Genomic DNA, 15,230 nt, shown 5'->3' with positions numbered 1-15,230 from the left:
AGTATGTAAGTGTTTATCTTTCTTCTATAAAAAACTACCTTCCTCTTGCTCCTACATAAATGGAAATTATGTCCTATTATTGAACAGGTTCATTATTAACCCATTCTCCTCTGTAAGCAACTGATCCGTCGGCATTATAATATACTCCATATCCATGCATCATTCCATTCTTAAAGTTTCCAACATATTTGCTTTTATTAGTAAAAGTCAATGTTCCTTTCCCATTCATTTCATCATTTGATACATTTCCCGTATATATATTTCCGTCCGGATCAATATATGTAGCTTCGGTATCTTCTCTTATTCCATTATTGAAATTTCCAATGTATTTTGAGCCGTCAGGAAAGGTCATAGTTCCTTTTCCATCTATTTGTCCTTTATTAAAGTTTCCTGTATAAATTGTACCATCAGTAAATTCATATCTTCCTCTTCCATATATCATATCATTTGCAAAACTTCCTGAATATTTATTCCCATCTTTATCTTTATATGAGCCCTGTCCACACATCTTATCATCTTTCCATTCTCCTACATATACGTCTCCACTGTTATAATAGGCTGTACCTGATCCATGCCGTTTCCCTTCTACTAAGTCTCCTTCATAACGGCAATCATAGAATGTTTTAGTTCCTTTTCCAGTTATGTTTTGTTTTGCTTTTTCTTCTTGGAGTTTCTGCTCTTCCGCACGTCGTTGCGCAGCAAGGCGTGCTTCCTCTGCTTGGCGTTGTTTTTCAAGTTGTTCTTGTTCCCGGATCCGTTGTTCCTTGGCAAGACGTTCTGCTTGGCGTTTCTGTTCTTCGAGTTGTTTCTGTTCTTCCGCAAGTTTTTGAGCCTTAATAAGCTCCGCTTTATCTTCCTCGTTTTGAGGCAAGGAGGTAGTTGTGTCTTTTGTGGTTGGCTCCACAACAGGAACAATGCTATCGTTAGCTATTATTATACTGTCCGTTTCTGCGGCTAATAGTATATCATCCGTCTTTTCTTCTATTCCGGAAGCCCAAAAACCAATAATAACTGAAACAATTAATACAGCAATGCCGATAATCCATTTATGATTCATTTTTCTGTCGGCGTTTGTTTGTTTCTTATTTGTCGTCGTTTTTACTGTTTTTTTGAATAAAGTATCTTTTCTTTCCGTTTCCGAAACAAATGTATCATCATCATTATCCATTTTGTTTTCTACTATCGTTTCGTTTGAATTCAGCAAAGCCAAAAAGTCTACGATGCTTTGCGGACGGTCTTTCCAACGAGGTTGCATAGCTTTCTCTATGGCCATCACAGTGGAAACGGAAATTGATGGAGGTAGTGCGGGAATACCGTTATTGAACACGTTATTAGCTTCAGGAGGTTGCTTCCCGGTCAGTAAATAATATAAAGTAGCCCCTAACGAATAAATGTCCGTATAAGGAGCAAAGTTTTGCACTCCACCTTGTTGATACTGTTCAAGCGGAGCATACCCTTTACTGATTCCCACAGGAGTGGTACTAGTCTGACCATCCAATTTGTCGTAATGTTTAGAAATGCCAAAATCGATTAGAATAGCGATTTGTCCGTCTTCTAGCAACACATTGGCGGGCTTCACGTCCAGATGGAGAATCTTATTCTGATGGATATAATTTAAAGCATCCGCTATCTGGCGGATATAAAACAGTGCTTCTGCTTCGGACAATACACCTTTATTCTCTACTCGATCTTTCAGAGAACCTCCATCAATATATTCCATCACATAATATGCTGTATTATTTTCTTCAAATATGTCGTAAATACTGATGATGTGAGAATTTTTCAAATGAGCAATCATCTCTGCTTCTTTCAAGAACTTTCGACGAAAACGTTCCACTAGTTCGCGGCCGCCTTCCGAACCAATACTAATATGTAAGGTATTTGTGTCTCGATTACAATATTCTTTTATAAAAAATTCCTTGATAGCTACTCGACGATTCAAGCCTACCTGAACTCCAAAATAAGTAATACCAAAGCCACCTTGGCCCAACACCTTTTCAATCTTATATTTGCCTCCTTGTAGGAGACTACCCGGCTGTAGTTTCATAAGTGTGTGATTTTTTTAATTCTGTTTAAATAGTTGATATATTTGTATAAATCAAGATAGGTCGTTGGTAGCGAATGATGGTACAGTAATATGATAGTAATATCTGACTTCGATACCTTCTCCTTCTTGTTTATGTAGAGTGTTTGCTTTGTGTCATTGTTTCTCGGGTAAGAGCACGAACTTCATTACCGTAGAAGTATCAATACATTTTGCTCCGGCCCGTTGAATCTTGTCCGGAGTCAAAGCCTCTACCTGTTCTCTTTGGTTAGATTCAGAATCTACTTTCTCTTGGTTTCGGTATGCATAGAATATATTCAATAACCATATACCGTTTAACTTCAAGTCAGACTCAAGTGCTACTCTTTTTTTCTGTTTCACACGTTCCACTTCTTCCTGAGTAGGTCCCTCCGATATTAGCTTATTTATTTCAAGTATTGCTCTGTCGCATAATTTCTCATAAGCTTCTGTATTTGTACCAAATGCAAGATTCAGTTTGGCATAATCTTCATGTAATTTTTTCAGTGATCCTGAAACACGGACACCATAAACACCACTCATCTCAATGCGCATACTTTCGTATAAACGGCTGTTGAGTATATCTATAAAAGCATTGTAGCAAAACTCTGTATCCTTATCCCAGGGTACTTTCTTTGAGAATCGGAGATTGACATTTACTTTATTATCTTTCCCTTTATGGAATACATATTCTTTCGGACCAGTAGGGGTAATAAAATTCTGTTCTACAAACGAACGTTTGGTTGAAGCATTCGTAGGAAGTCCTCCTAGGTAAGTTAACACAAAAGGTTTCAATGTTTCTAAATCAACATTTCCTACAAATACATAAGTGAAGCCTGCTGCATTGCCAAATCGATTTTTATATATTTCCACAGCTTTTTCAAAATTTGCTTCATCTAGTCTGTCGGGAGTAGGCCAAAGAAGATGTCGGCTATTTCCGTTACTCATGATTTTGTCTATCTCATATCCGAAGAATTGATCGGGGCTATCCAGTAAATGAGCATATTCTGCACGTTCTTTTTGCATCACGCGTTCAAAGGCCGCTTTATCAAAATATGGAGCTGTATGGTATAAATACACCAATTGAAAGAACTCTTTCATGTCTTGAGAACCAAATTTGCCGGACATTGACTCATTATAAAGAACTAGTGATTGAGTGATCGAAATATCTTTGCCGACCATTAACCTTCTTAGTTGAATGTTATTGATGCCATTCACTCCACTTTCATCTTGTATGCGTGTAGCATATAGGGCGGACATGTCATCGTCTGCGTCAAACATACTATATCCTCCATCAGATGTGGCGCGGAAAAGAATTTGATTATTCTTAAAATCAGTTGGTTTAATCACCACCTTTACACCATTCGACAAAGTCCATTCCGTTATATTGGTATCGGAAAAATATTTTTCTGATGCGATTGTTCCTGCTTCAGGAGTGAAGTTCATTAATTCATTCACTATTTCCCCTTCATCATAAGGCTTGATGTCTCTACGCGGGGCTTCCTCCAGGATAGCTCGTAGCTCATCATCGGTAGGATAGTAGCTTCTGTCCTGCGGACCGGTAATGATGATCGTTCTATTTTTCTTAGTCATATACTTCGTAGCTAATTCATTTATCATATCTACGCTTACTGTAGGAAGTATGTTTAATAAGAAATGATATTCAAAACTAATTCCCGGCATCGGATTTCCAGTCAGGTAATTTACTTGACACTCATCCGCATATAGGTCAGAGGCTGTTTTATCACGTTCCTCATACCATCTGTAATATTTTGCCAACAGCTTCTTTTTAGCTCTCTCTAATTCTGTAGCACTAAATCCATATCGTTTGATTCGTTCGTTCTCATCTGCCAGAGCTGTAAGTGTTGCAGTTACTTTATCCGGTGCGCAACGGGCGTAACATGAGTAAGTATCTACATCTCTAAAGTAATTGGAGTATCCTATTTCTGCTTCTGAAAAAGGAACCGTACCTTGTTCTGTGGCTTCGGATAGACGAGCATCCACCATTGAAGAGTATAAACTGTGACAAATATTTTTTAGATAATCCTTCTGTGTTACTATCTGCTCCGGCTTATGTTTGTAGGAAATTTCTACAGAACATCCACTTGTCTCTTTATCAGTGGCAACTGCTACACGCAAGTCTTTGTGGTCAGGCACATAATGATGTGTGCGTTTTTCTACCTTTGAGGGCATGGCATAGGCTGCAAATTTCTCTTTGATAGATTTTTCTATTGCTTCGGGATCAATGTCCCCAACTACAATAATAGCAGTCAGATCTGGTCTGTGCCATTTCTTATAAAAGTTTCGAAGCACATCATAGGGGAAATTTGCAATGACCTCTTCTTTACCTATTGGTAAACGTTTGGGGTAATCCGAGCCTTTAAACAGAATGGGCAGATATTGCTCTCTTATACGGGTAGGTGCTCCTTTTCCTAAACGTAGCTCTTCAATGATGACTCCACGTTCGCGATCAATCGCTTTCTCTGTCAAAGCCAGATTCATAGCCCATTCTTGCAAGATATGAAGTCCTAAGTCAATATGTTCTACTGGGATTGGCAAGTAATATATTGTTTCTTCAAAAAAAGTAGCTGCATTGAGTTCACGTCCCAAATGTACACCGATTCCTTCCAGTTTATTTACCAGTTCAGTGCCCGGAAAAGAACTCGTTCCGGTAAACGACATATGTTCCAGAAAGTGACTAAGTCCTTGCTCTTCATCCGTTTCAAGGATAGAGCCGGCATTAAATACTAACCTCAATTCTGCTTTTTGGGCTGGCACTGCATTGTGACGAATATAATAAGTCATTCCATTATCTAGCTTGCCTACTTTTACTTTCTCGTCTATAGGCAGTTTTTGTGACGGGCGATAAAGAAAAGTTTTACTTTCTTGTCCGGTGACGAATGCTGGATAAATCAACATTAACCCTAATAAAAGCATTGGTATTTTTATGTTCATAACTCTTGTTGTATTTAGAAAATATAGCCAAAACGTGCCCATACGGTATTCCTTTGTAAATTGTGTTGAGCTTGTAATGATTGATATCCTGCCCTCAGGTAAAGTGTACCGGACTTGGTAAGCTGATGGCTGAATGTTACATCTCCACCTACTGTATAATAACTACTCCACAAGATATCCCGATCCGGATATATCAGTCCTTGGGCAATGGTCGGATCATCGGTTTCCCGTTCTGTATAGCTGAAAGATTTGTCCGAAGGTGAATGGTAACCGCCATTCACATGTATAAGAAGTGAATTATTCCCTTTCAAGGCAATATTGCGTGTTGCCCCGGCTTCTACATGACAAGCGGCATATTCCAAATAGGAATCCATCACTTTATAGGTATCTGAATAAGTTTCATATCTTGCTTCCAAATCAAACTTCCATAGATAATCATCTTTCTCTTTCTGTCGATTATTACCCAATAAGAATAATGAATAAGAACCTTTGGCAACTGTTTGCTTATTAACTGAACGACGCGGAGCTTCGGAGTCTGTCTGCCAGGCATTTACTGTAGGAGAAGAATTAAATATCTGGATGATTTCACGTCCCGATCTTTCTTGCCAAAAATAGGACGCCGTAATTAAATGTTTGGCCCTTTCACTGTAGATATTTATATGTGTCCCACCTGTATAGTGTGTTTCATAAAGACATCCTCGTTTACGTGGCTTATTGCTTTCTATATCCATTGCATCTTCCGTGTAGTTGGCATAATCTGCATAAACATCCATAGAGATATGTTCATTATTCACCCCGAAGGTCAAACCATATCCCAGTCCGTCACCTTGATACTGACGCTCGCGTTCATTATTGCTGAATATGTCATATACATATTGTCCCATTCCTTTCAACATGTAGATTTTCTGAGGTTCGTTGGTGTCGTACAGTATTAAGTTTGAATTCTCCCGGAATCTGCGGTAACGTATATAAGCCCCCAAAGAGAAATCATTCTGTTTCAATGTGACAGAGGGAGCCACTGAAATGCTATTTACATTGGATTGAGGTCTTGGGTCGATCTTTTTTGACCCGCGATCTACGTTCAATTGTAAATCCAGTCCTACAGAAACAAGATTATGAAAGAATGGCGAAGCTCCTTTTGCCCATAGTGCATAGGATTGTTTTTGCCAGTTTCCACCTGTACTGTCAGCTAATATATAAGGAGTACCTCTATAAGGATCGATAATGGAATTGAACCGGACATTCTTGTTATAACTTTGTTCAAGAGAGAACCCACCGGCTATTCTGTATTCCCCCATTTTAAGTGCTCCTTCAGCAGAGAACAGGTAATCGCTAGCCGAGGAGGATTGCTGCGGACGATGAAAAGTCCCGTCTTTGTAATTGATACCCACATAGATGTTGGAATAACTTTTCCATTGTCCCAATGCTAAAGCTGAAGCATCTGAACGGTCGAAAGTAAACGCTTCTTGTCGGTATAAGTCCAATTGAGCTACACTTCCCTCATTATTGTCTTCCGTTTGTGCCGAAAGACCAATAGAACTTTCCAGCAACAGTAGACCTATTAATAGATTATATTTTATTTTCTTCATAGCACATTTATTTGGATAAAGGAACTTCATTGATTTCAAAATCATCTGTTGAATTATTAGTATCCTGATAGATGGTGACTCCATTCTCTGTACTCTTTACTTTTCTGATTACACTGCGTCCCATATAAATACCATCCGTAGTAGCAAATCCGCTGTCTAATGCCGGTGGAAAACGTTTGGTATTCGTTGATGTAGCATTTTGAATCAAGTCTACCGCATCAATTACATACTTCAATGGAACTTTTTTGCATAACCAGTATTCTTCATCCTCAAAAGGATCCTGGAAAGTTTCCGGTAAGGTTACCGTCTCAAAACTTTCTACTTCTTCAGTAGAAGCAGAAATGAGTACCATACCTTGACCAAATACGCTGATACGCCATAGATAACCATAGTCCGGCCAGAATACCAGACGCATATTGGGTGCATCATAGTCGGTATAGTTATTGGCAGGATCATTGCTATAAGCTTCATAGTCAGCTTTAGATAAATCTACAGGAGAATTCAGATTGAATTGCCCGTCTTTATTGTGAGGTGCAGCCATCACTGCAATGACAATACTTTCACCACCATTTAGCATTACAGCTTCATCACCTGCTACGACTTTCCAAAGTGTACGGATATATACATTTTTATAATTTCCTTGTTCTTCATTAGGCCATAATGGCCCCGGAGAGTTCATGGATCCATAGTGCTCCACATTACCAATATAAAGATTGTTCAGAAGTACCGGCTGGGTAGAATTATTATAGACAGAGTAAAAACCATCATTTCGGTAAGTTCCTGACGATGGGGTACGTGAACCGCTATAATACAATTCTTTAAATATCAATGTACTTGACAGAGAAGAGACTAACTTCAGGTCATTGAGTTTAGGCTCTTCATTTATTCTGAGATTCACGTTCGATAAGAAAGCTACCAGATTAGCCGCTTTCGCATCTTCCTCACCGGTTATTTGTGCTACCTCATCTGCAGATAAAGCACCGGTTGCGTTGATTGTATATTCTCCGGGTAATAGCTTTTCTAATGTCAGTTTCCCCCATTTATCGGTTTGTTTGGTGTAACTGATCTGTTCGCTATTATTGGTTAATGTTATGACAAGAGGTTGTGAATAAGGAGTCTCTGTACCGAAAATGCCATAAGATAAATGAATCTCAAAAGTCTTCACATAAGGAGATTCGCCTGCTGTATCTTCCTTGCAAGCAGTACATACTATTGTTGCCAGACAGAGAAGGAGAATCCTGTTTATATATTCTTTCATATTTGACATCTATTAATTAGCATTATATGATTAAAATTTCAACCAAACTTCCGCACCGAAGAATTGTTCCGGATTACGGGTTTTATAGGTACCCGGAGATCGTTTACTTTCTTCCAAAGGAGTATACATAAATAGGTTATTGACGAAAAATGCAAACCCTCCAAAACGTTTCAACTCTTTAGTCAGGCGTAAATTGAAAAGCCATAGGGGTGAATATCTATCAACTATCTCACGATTTTCCAAAATCTGTTTCTGCCAATCCGGATTGATTGCATCACCCGGTTGAAGCATATGCATCGAAAGATCTTTTGCTGATATATATCCGATAGGTGTCTTGTTCTCTATTCCTAAATAGCTTTGCGAATCGTGCCAGATAGTTTGTATGGACAAGGATATCAGGAAACTGATTTTAGGTATGTTGTGAATAATGCGCAGATTGGTAGAGAAGCGTTTGTATTCAGTACCATCACCGGCTTCGTAAATACCTATATCCTTATAATTTCCGTCCGAATCCGGATTCTTTTGATAGAAAGAATAGGCGGTGGAATAGCTACGGCTACGCATCCAGGCTCCGTTAAACACAAACTGGGTACGAATAGGAGCTATCTGTCCGGAACTGAAATCAAACTCGATTCCCTGATTCTTATTTACCTTGTCATTCATCGGAGTGTTATATCCTAGAATGACATTAGAGGTCTTATCGACAGCTAGTTCTGGATAGGTTCCCGGACGGTTGTTCAGTGTTTTATATTTTACTAATTCAAATTGATGGAAGGTATCAAAGTTCCGTCCAAAGGTATATCCGTTTTTCAGTATCTCATTATAACCGGTAACTGAAAGGCTAGTCTGTCCGAACCGGAAATCTGCTCCGATTTCACTTTTTGTATTCTTTGCTATCTTTAGTTTCTGACTGACTGTATCATACACTTTAGTCGTTATGATGCTAAGTTTCTGATCATCCATCACTCCGGTTGCACCTAAATTATCGTAATTCACGTAATCGAAGTAGGCTTTGTCCGGATATAGAAACATCAAAGGAGGAGCTTTGGCTGTAATACCCCAACCACCTTTCAAAGTCATAATTTTTGGAATTACTTCATATGAAATGTTGAATCGGGGAGAGATGACAGTACGGTTTTCTTTACGCCCTGGTTGAATCGCATCTGCTCTTACACCTAGTTGCAACATGAATTCACGGTTCGCAATTTCTGTAGTTATGTTATCTTCCGCATAAGCTGATAGTTGGTTTAATGCTGGGATATCACTGTAAGGTCTCATCCTTAATCCACTTGACGGAGGCATCAGAGGGTCGAATACTTTACCTTTACCAAAATTGACATCCGTTTTCCAGTCGATACCTGCAACAATGCGGTTCTTAACACCACTTATTTCTTTAAAGAAGTTGGCGGATAATTTTGTGAAAACATTTAGCGGATTGCCATAAGTGCTCATTTTGGTTAAGAACTCATAGGGTAATATATTAGTTAGTGCTGTAGGGTCCAGCTTGCTGGCATTGGTGATTTGCTGCCCCGTTGAGTCAAAAATATCTTCTTTTCGGTTGGAAGTTATAGTACCGTCTTGCATAGCTGACGTTACCATATAACCGAAATTCCCTTTAATTTCTTGATTGTAACCTTTCTGTCGGGCATAGTTGACAGATACATTCAATTTGATGAATTTAAAGAAGTCGCCGGTCTGATTCCAGACGATATTAGTATTAAACTTGAAGCCCAGGTTCTCGGCACGACGTTCACGTTGATATTGAGCATCCGAAGGGTCTAGTTTGGTTGCATCCAAATCAGAATAGAAGCCAAATCCGGTAGTGGTAAAAAGATTTTCACCAATGGTTTTACTATATAATATGTTGGAAGTGAATCGCTGAAAACCTTGATAAGGTCGGCGTTCGTCACTTAATGATTTGGCATAGTCGAAATCGACACTTAGGTTACCTCCTTTTTTGCCTATTTGGAAACCTTTACCAATGGAAGCTTGTGTCAGCGTAGGATTAATTTTCATCTTAACCTGAAAAGGATACACACCGGCTTTCGGATTGATGATGATCACTCCTGAGGTCATATCTCCATATTCCACAGAAGGAATTCCTCGGATCACGTCCACAGATTCTATGTTATCCACTGATATCTCACGTAAATCCAGTCCGGAACCTGCAGAAGAGGCGAAGCCGGTATTCAGTGAACCTTCTTTGGCAGTATTTCCTATCTGGAGATTAGCGTTGTTTGAGATAGGAGCTCCATTAAATACAATGGAAGTACCCATACTATTCAACGCATCACTTTGGATTTGTCTGAGTGTAGCACGCGACGGTGAGTTCAGTGTAGGATTGGAAGACAGATGACCGGGTAGCAGCTCCAATATATCACTTAGGCTAGTAGCTTGTAAGTGATCGATAGCCGAACGTGAAATGGAGGAAGAAGTAGAGGCTCCTGTTTTATTATTGGTAGCAACTACGGTAACTTCTTTCAATGAGAAGTTTTCTTCGTACATCTCATACTTTTTTACTTTGTCGTGCTGGTCCTCCACAACAAGCTCTTCCGTAATAGGTAGCATACCCACATAACGAATATTTATAGTTGTCTTTCCTACGGGTACATCACGAAGGAGGAAGAAACCATCGAGATCGGTAGTGGCGAATATGCTATATTGAGGCAAGCTGACAACTGCTCCAGGTAATGCCTCTTTTGTTCTTATATCCAATATTTGTCCCTTATAATTGACTTTCTTCGTTTTTTGTGCGTAGCTGCTGGGAGTGGATAAAAGAAAAATAATGATTAATAAGGGGATAACCCGTAGATGATGAATCATAAAATATTTTTTATTCAATGCTGAACATATTCTTTAGAAAGATAAAAAAGAAACAACAACCGAACAAGGGAAGAAATGCCCCCATTCGGTTGGTTATATAAAACATATCTAAAAGATGTAGTAGAGTAGTGCTTTTAGATAGAAGCGGCAACTTATTTAGATTTCACACAACGTATAGGCAGAGCATTAACCACCGGTTGTTTTTTATCGAATACTGCCATATTGTTATCTGCATAGGCGTAAGCTACTTTCGCCTCAGCTGTCTCGCTAGTATTGATTTCAGAGCTCCAGAAATAAGCAGCTTTAGGTAGATATTTTTCAACTGAGCCATTATTTAATTTCCATAGTCCACCACGTGCAATTAATATTTTGTCTTGAAAAGCTTGTGCTGCTTCAACTTCTTCTTCGGTCATAAAACCCTCATCAATGAGCCAATCTTCCCAATAAGAAGCATTAACAATCTTTTTGGTTTCTGTTTGAGTCGGTACTCTCCAACCTTTAGGGCAAGGAGTGTTTTCTGCAACGGTCCAGTCTTTATAGTCTGCCCCCTCTGCATTCCAAGTTTTGTTGAAATTTGAATTAACACTTGCATCTCCATTTGTAGCAACTGGTGTATTATTTCCGAACTGGTAGAAGTTACCAATGGATGCTGCATTGGGATTAGCATAATTGTTATTGTATGGCTCTGTAGCACCAATGTTACGGTCAAGGATCAATAATCCAACCTCATCAGTAGCATCAATTACTTTATATCCACCTTCAAGGCAAGCTTTAAGTTGAATAGTGCAAGTACCGGTTTTGCCATTAGCAGCTTTAGCGGTAATAGTAACTGTAGCATCTGCATCTATGTCCTTCACCAAACTCAGTACGCCTTTATTGTTTACTGTCAGATAGGCTGTATTATTGGATGACCAAGTGATTGTTGGATCATCTGCATTTTCCGGAGTAATGGCAGCACTTAAAGTTGGTAGCGTAGTTTGCTCCTGATAGATTGTTGCCGTAGATGGGGTAACAGAGATACCGGTTACTTCAACTGAACTTGGATCATCGTCGTCACTACAAGAGAATGCAACAAATGCACTCATCGCTAAAAATAAGAATTCCTTTTTCATTTTTTTGTATGTATTAGATTGAAATATAAAATAGCCTAATCAAGTTTCATTTTGTAACTATTCTCTATACTTACAATAATAATAGAGAAGTCAACTTACTTGAAATTATCACAAACATAGTATATATTTGAATTAATTCCAAACATTTTGCGCGTTAATCTTTTATATTACCTAAAAAATATATCAATATTAGTCTTTATGAGTGCTTGAAATTACTATTATAACTGTTTATGGCAAACATAATACTTTCATTTCGGTATCAATGCCATAAAAATCTTCTTTTTTCCAACGTTTTTTCTTCTTTCCGTTTAATAATACTTTGTATGGAAGAGATGAGTTAATTCTAACTATAACTTCTTTCACTTTATTTGTAACGCCACCATCTATCTGAATTAGCAGACGTTTATCTATAGTCTTTTTCCAACTTACTGAGAAAGAATCATTTCCAATTTCAATTCCGTCAATAGTAAGATAATCCAAGTCATCAGGAATTTGCAGATACATTTCAATCGGAGAACCTGGAATACCGGGCTGAATACCAGCCAGTCCTTTGACAAGACTTTCAATAAATGTAGCATACGACCATAATTGAGAAATATTGGAGCAACCATGAGGTTGGCATTCTGGAAATAATCCTAATGGAGATTCTTGAAGTGACAACGGAGCCTGAGCTGAAAGCTGAATCAATTTCCATCCTAAATCAGTTTGTCCATACTCAAAAGCAGCTGTAGCGCAGATATTATTATGTACTAATCCAACTCCATCATGTGAAAGATCTGCTCCTTCATTATATTTGCCTACCATTCCCCAAAGATCATTAACCCAATGTTTTTGAATACTTTTAAAAGCTATTTGACCGTTTTTATCCTGAGCTAGTTTAGTTTTCTGTGGAAATACCACATTCCAGAAATGGCTATATATTTTTTCTCCATTCCCGGATAAAGCACTAGGCCATATAGCATGAGAATCATTCCACCAATCAGCATTAAACCGTTTTTTATATGCTGAAGCAAGCGACGAGTATAATCCGGACTCTGCTACTTCTCCTATGACAGTCGCCATTTGGGACATACAATTAAGAGCGGGAAATGTATATGCTGCCGTAGTTAATTCTACCCAATTGTTTTTAAACTCGGCTTCTTCCATAAGCCCATGTCCCGGGATATATAAGCCTTTTTCTGCATCTATATCTTTAATGATATCTTGTATCATTCGTTTGCACAAAGGATACGCTTCTGCTAAAAATGTAGAGTCTTGTGTCCACGAGAAATATTCCCATACCGCATTTACTAATTGAGGAGAAACTTGAATATGATCCCATCCTAAAAGAATTCCATCGCTCGATATTTCATGAGGAGCCCGCAAATTTTTCTCTGTATAGTATAGTAAATTGTTCAATGTCCGTTTGGAAATATCCTTAAATCCACCGGACAGACATCCTGCTATTGAAAAACAAAAATCTGTTCCAAATAAACGAGGATAGACTGGTACTCCTGCTCCAAGGAACAAATCCGGATAAAAAGGTCTTTCGTCTTTTATATTCATTAGTATATTAGCCTTAGCACAATAAAATGCGTCCACTATCTCTTTTCGGGAACAGTCCAAACGAACACCTTCGTTTATAGAATGCGTATATTCCTTCTGTTTTTTCTCTTTTTCTGGATTATAGCAGTTTATTAGTCTATTGTAACGTTCTTGAAGAGTTGTAACCGATTTCGATATGGTACTATATTCACCTGTTACTAAAAAAGGAATTTCTATGCTGCTTTCGGCTGGTAAACAAAGATCGTAAATCAATGCAGCTGTATCTTGCCGGATAAAATAGGCTGACGGATTTATCGGACTTCCCATTGTTAAGAGTCCTGAAGAGTCGAATGCATATATCTGTCCATTCTTATAATAAATAGAATCTTTTTCGTTTCGAAGAGTCTCAGTCCTCCATGAAGGTCGGATATCTACTATACCGGAAAATTCCAGTTTTAGGGTTCTGTCAGTAGGTGAATCATTGTTTATTTTCAGTTTAACAAATAGTGCTTTATCATTCTCGGCTACAAAATCCTCCCTTGTAACAGAAAGATGGTGTTGTGAAAATGAGAATCTTGCGCTATAAAAGTCAGACTCAAAGTCTGTCGCATCTGTAAGTGCCCAGACGTATTGATTATTTTCAGATAAAACAAAGCCAAATCCATTTAATAATTTAATAGGATGAGACCAAACACCCCGTTCTTCTGTCTCGTTACCTTGTGCAGGAAAAGAGCCATTCATAAATCCTATTTCATATAAGCTTTTGCCTGCTAGAAAGAATGGAACTTGCCTCAGGTCAGAAACTCTCACAGTTCTGTCAATGCCGGAAAATTTCAGGCTTTGTTTACCTTCATTTTGGGCATATAAACTCGCTATTGCATTCACTGTGAATATTGTATACAGAAATCCCCGGATAACCAGATGTTTTGTCATACGTTGGCAATTTTATATTGAGCAGATTATTTAGTTCGCAAAGATATGTAATTTATGAGTAGTTCTCTCTTTATGGCAATTCTATTGCAAATTAGAAGCGTAATTATTATATTTGCAGTTGTTATTTACAAATAAAATCGATAGTAGCAAAATCTAAAATAGGATTTGATATGAGAAAGTTTTATTATTTATTTATACTGATTGTAATATCTTGTAACGTCGGTTTGGCTCAGAGTCGTAAATCTGTATCTATTTTGGGTGATTCATATTCAACATTTGAAGGATTTATGCAGCCGAAAACAAATAGTTCATGGTATTCTACAACTCCAAAGCCTGAAACGGATGTAACTTCTGTGAAACAAACTTGGTGGAATAAATTTATCGAAGAAAATGGGTATCAGCTTTGCATAAATAACTCGTTTTCCGGATCGACTATTTGTAATACTGGATATGATAAAGCTGATTTTAGCGACCGTTCTTTTATAACTCGTATGCCCGGACTGGGATTCCCGGATATTATATTAATATTTGGTGGCACTAATGACAGTTGGGCTGATTCTCCTCTTGGGGATTTTAAGTATGGTGGATGGACTAAAGATGATTTATTTAAATTCCGTCCGGCAATGGCTTATATGCTCGATCATGTGATTCATAATTATCAGAATGTTGAGATCTACTTTATTCTGAATACAGATTTGAAGAAAGAAATCAATGATTCTGTTAAAAATATCTGTCAGCATTACGGTATCGCATGTGTTGAACTGCAAAACATTGATAAGAAGAACGGACATCCTACAATAAAAGGAATGTCACAGATTAGCGAACAACTAAAAATGTTTATAGCAGAGAATTCTAACGCTTTGGATTCGAATACCATAGACTCTTGTTGGTAAATCAGCCACTTGTTGGTAGATCAGTCCTTTGGTGGTTGTGAAAAGTAGTTGATAAATACGGTTCACGCAAATTTATGCAGA

Annotated in this window: 8 protein-coding genes; 1 reads left to right on the top strand and 7 read right to left on the bottom strand. The window is 38.1% G+C overall.

Annotated elements, in window-relative coordinates; translation table 11 throughout:
* Positions 1–76: 76 nt before the first annotated feature.
* The 7 genes from CZ225_RS19845 to CZ225_RS19815 form a co-directional block, all read right to left on the bottom strand.
* A complete protein-coding gene (locus CZ225_RS19845; RefSeq protein WP_077155176.1) occupies positions 77–2,047 on the bottom strand; it encodes a protein kinase domain-containing protein in 1,971 nt (656 codons plus the stop codon).
* Between the two features lie 153 nt (positions 2,048–2,200).
* A complete protein-coding gene (locus CZ225_RS19840; RefSeq protein WP_159441793.1) occupies positions 2,201–5,017 on the bottom strand; it encodes a M16 family metallopeptidase in 2,817 nt (938 codons plus the stop codon).
* Positions 5,018–5,031: 14 nt separating this feature from the next.
* Positions 5,032–6,606 (bottom strand): DUF6850 family outer membrane beta-barrel protein, encoded by a 1,575-nt coding sequence (locus tag CZ225_RS19835; RefSeq protein WP_129585837.1) that lies wholly within the window; start codon positions 6,604–6,606, stop codon positions 5,032–5,034.
* Positions 6,607–6,613: 7 nt separating this feature from the next.
* A complete protein-coding gene (locus tag CZ225_RS19830; RefSeq protein WP_077155173.1) occupies positions 6,614–7,864 on the bottom strand; it encodes a DUF4876 domain-containing protein in 1,251 nt (416 codons plus the stop codon).
* A 30-nt stretch (positions 7,865–7,894) separates the two neighbouring features.
* Positions 7,895–10,687, bottom strand: a complete 2,793-nt coding sequence (locus tag CZ225_RS19825; protein ID WP_077155172.1) for a TonB-dependent receptor — start codon at positions 10,685–10,687, stop codon at positions 7,895–7,897.
* Between the two features lie 152 nt (positions 10,688–10,839).
* Positions 10,840–11,799, bottom strand: coding sequence for an Ig-like domain-containing protein (locus tag CZ225_RS19820; RefSeq protein ID WP_083714679.1), 960 nt, complete (start codon positions 11,797–11,799; stop codon positions 10,840–10,842).
* Positions 11,800–12,027: 228 nt separating this feature from the next.
* Positions 12,028–14,256 (bottom strand): alpha-L-rhamnosidase-related protein, encoded by a 2,229-nt coding sequence (locus CZ225_RS19815; RefSeq protein ID WP_077155170.1) that lies wholly within the window; start codon positions 14,254–14,256, stop codon positions 12,028–12,030.
* 170 nt (positions 14,257–14,426) lie between these two features.
* Between CZ225_RS19815 and CZ225_RS19810 the strand changes: the two genes are divergently transcribed.
* A complete protein-coding gene (locus CZ225_RS19810; RefSeq protein ID WP_077155169.1) occupies positions 14,427–15,149 on the top strand; it encodes an SGNH/GDSL hydrolase family protein in 723 nt (240 codons plus the stop codon).
* Positions 15,150–15,230: the final 81 nt, after the last annotated feature.

The organism is Bacteroides bouchesdurhonensis (genome assembly GCF_900155865.1).
Classification (GTDB): domain Bacteria; phylum Bacteroidota; class Bacteroidia; order Bacteroidales; family Bacteroidaceae; genus Bacteroides; species Bacteroides bouchesdurhonensis.
This window is presented reverse-complemented; position numbering and strand designations above follow the sequence as displayed.

Bases quoted from the DNA above. Each gene is read 5' to 3' on its own strand.
- CZ225_RS19845 (WP_077155176.1), bottom strand. From the start codon at position 2,047: ATGAAACTACAGCCGGGTAGTCTCCTACAAGGAGGCAAATATAAGATT.
- CZ225_RS19840 (WP_159441793.1), bottom strand. From the start codon at position 5,017: ATGAACATAAAAATACCAATGCTTTTATTAGGGTTAATGTTGATTTAT.
- CZ225_RS19835 (WP_129585837.1), bottom strand. From the start codon at position 6,606: ATGAAGAAAATAAAATATAATCTATTAATAGGTCTACTGTTGCTGGAA.
- CZ225_RS19830 (WP_077155173.1), bottom strand. From the start codon at position 7,864: ATGAAAGAATATATAAACAGGATTCTCCTTCTCTGTCTGGCAACAATA.
- CZ225_RS19825 (WP_077155172.1), bottom strand. From the start codon at position 10,687: ATGATTCATCATCTACGGGTTATCCCCTTATTAATCATTATTTTTCTT.
- CZ225_RS19820 (WP_083714679.1), bottom strand. From the start codon at position 11,799: ATGAAAAAGGAATTCTTATTTTTAGCGATGAGTGCATTTGTTGCATTC.
- CZ225_RS19815 (WP_077155170.1), bottom strand. From the start codon at position 14,256: ATGACAAAACATCTGGTTATCCGGGGATTTCTGTATACAATATTCACA.
- CZ225_RS19810 (WP_077155169.1), top strand. From the start codon at position 14,427: ATGAGAAAGTTTTATTATTTATTTATACTGATTGTAATATCTTGTAAC.